The organism is Butyrivibrio sp. (genome assembly GCF_017940685.1).
Lineage (GTDB): Bacteria > Bacillota > Clostridia > Lachnospirales > Lachnospiraceae > Butyrivibrio.
In genome coordinates this window covers 1-1,934 of record NZ_JAGAYD010000216.1, presented here as the reverse complement: position 1 = coordinate 1,934, position 1,934 = coordinate 1, and the positions used below count along the sequence as shown (strand labels likewise).

Here is a 1,934-nt window from a genome sequence, read left to right as displayed (position 1 = left end):
ATATCCTCCATCATGATCGGCCGTGGCCTTTTATCAAACCCTGCCCTTGTCCGGGAACTTAAGGGCGGAGAAAAACTTCAGCCGCAGGAACTTAAGACCTACCTTCGAAAGCTCTATGACGCATACTCTGAGTACATTCCAGAAGATCGCAATGTGATCTTTAAGATGCTTGAGCACTGGGCATTTCTTCACGTGCACTTCAAGGACTGCGACAAGCAGCTTAAAGCTATAAGAAAAAGCCGCAGCAAAGGTGAGTACCATGCTGCGGTCAATGATATATTTGCAAAATGTGAATTTATATGAGTCAGTGTCTTATCGCCCAACTGACTTATTGGTTCTTCATGCTGACTCTGCTGCCTGCAGGAATTGAAGCAGTGATGAATGCGTTAGCTCCGATGACTGCTCCTTCTCCGATGACGGTCTCGCCGCCCAGGATAGAAGCTCCAGAGTAAATGGTGACATTGTCTTCAATAGTAGGATGGCGCTTAACACCCTTAAGGCTCTGGCCGCCTCTTGTAGAAAGGCCACCAATTGTTACGCCCTGGTACATCTTGACGTGTTCACCAATTACTGAAGTTTCACCAATAACAATACCTGTACCGTGATCGATCATGAAGTACTTGCCAATAGTTGCACCTGGATGAATGTCGATTCCGGTCTTGGAATGAGCATATTCTGTCATCATCCTGGGAATAAGCGGCACCTTAAGAAGGTAAAGCTCATGTGCGATCCTGTTGATAGTAGAAGCAGTAAGTCCAGGGTAGGAGAGGATTATCTCACCCTTGGAATATGCTGCAGGATCGCCGTCGTAGCAGGCCTGAAGGTCTGTATCAACATATTCCCTTATCTTTGGAATCTGCTTGAAAAATTCGTGGGTAATGCATCTGGCACCGCATTCCAATGTCTCGTCCTGAGCATCCTTATATTCAGGGCTGTGGTGGAATGCAATTGCAATCTGCTTTTGAAGATTGTAGATAACGTCCTCGATAACTACAGCTATCCTGTTGTTGTCGTTGTAGCTCTTATATACCTTGTCGCGATAATATCCAGGGTAGATGATACGGATCAGTTTGATGACGATATCTTTGACTGCATCGCGATCAGGCTGGTTATAGACGTCCATCTGATCTACGTCGCGGCCTTTCTCGTAATCGGACAGGATCAGATCTACAATGTCCTTGATCTCATTTTTGAGTTCTGGTGAATTGTTATTCTTTTTATAGTCCATGGTTTTCCCCAATCTCAACCGGAAATTTTTTCTCATTATACCACAAATATGTTGCTTACAAGCCATTTCTGAACAATATGAAAAAATATTTCGACGTCCCTCTAAAGATTCTTATAAAACCATCCGATAAAGAACATAGCAGAAAAAATAGCTTTCTTTATCGGCAAAAGGATCTTGCCATTTAGTACACGGATGTACATGAAAGATAGCAGTATTTCTTTTCCCCATGCGGAGGTAAGTGTACTATGATGAGATCTATGTGGTCCGGTGTCGCAGGCCTTAAAACCCATCAGCTGGAGATGGATGTAATTGGTAACAACATCGCCAATGTCAATACAACTTCTTACAAAGCTCAGGCTACAGGCTTCCAGGATATCCTATATCAGACAGTTAAATCAGGAACAGGTGCAGGAGATACTGTAGGTTCTACCAACATATCTCAGGTTGGACTTGGCTCTAAGGTTGGTTCGATCTATACCAATATTGCAGCCCAAGGTTCAGCGGTTACAACAGATAATGTCATGGATATTATGATCACAGGACCTTCTTTCTTTGTAATAAGCCCTGATATTTCCGGCGCGGAGATGAATTTCTCAAGAGACGGCTCTTTTGCAATTGACGCAAATGGTGATCTTGTAACCAAGTCAAATGGTTACTATGTTCTTGGAACAATGGGACAGGGTGGAATTACTGACGGTGCAACAGT

The 1,934-nt window shown here is 43.6% G+C and carries 2 protein-coding genes and 1 pseudogene; 2 read left to right on the top strand and 1 reads right to left on the bottom strand.

All coding sequences use genetic code 11. The features are described 5' to 3' along the window. A pseudogene (locus tag J6I68_RS13230) lies at positions 1 to 303 on the top strand (tRNA dihydrouridine synthase); the annotation flags it as partial. 25 nt (positions 304 to 328) lie between these two features. Here the strand turns inward: J6I68_RS13230 and epsC are convergent. Beyond that, positions 329 to 1,228: a serine O-acetyltransferase EpsC gene (gene epsC, locus J6I68_RS13225; protein ID WP_292221008.1), complete on the bottom strand. Its 900-nt coding sequence runs from the start codon at positions 1,226 to 1,228 to the stop codon at positions 329 to 331. A 245-nt stretch (positions 1,229 to 1,473) separates the two neighbouring features. Between epsC and J6I68_RS13220 the strand changes: the two genes are divergently transcribed. Beyond that, positions 1,474 to 1,934: flagellar hook-basal body complex protein (locus tag J6I68_RS13220; RefSeq protein WP_292221007.1), on the top strand; the 461-nt coding region annotated here is incomplete at its 3' end.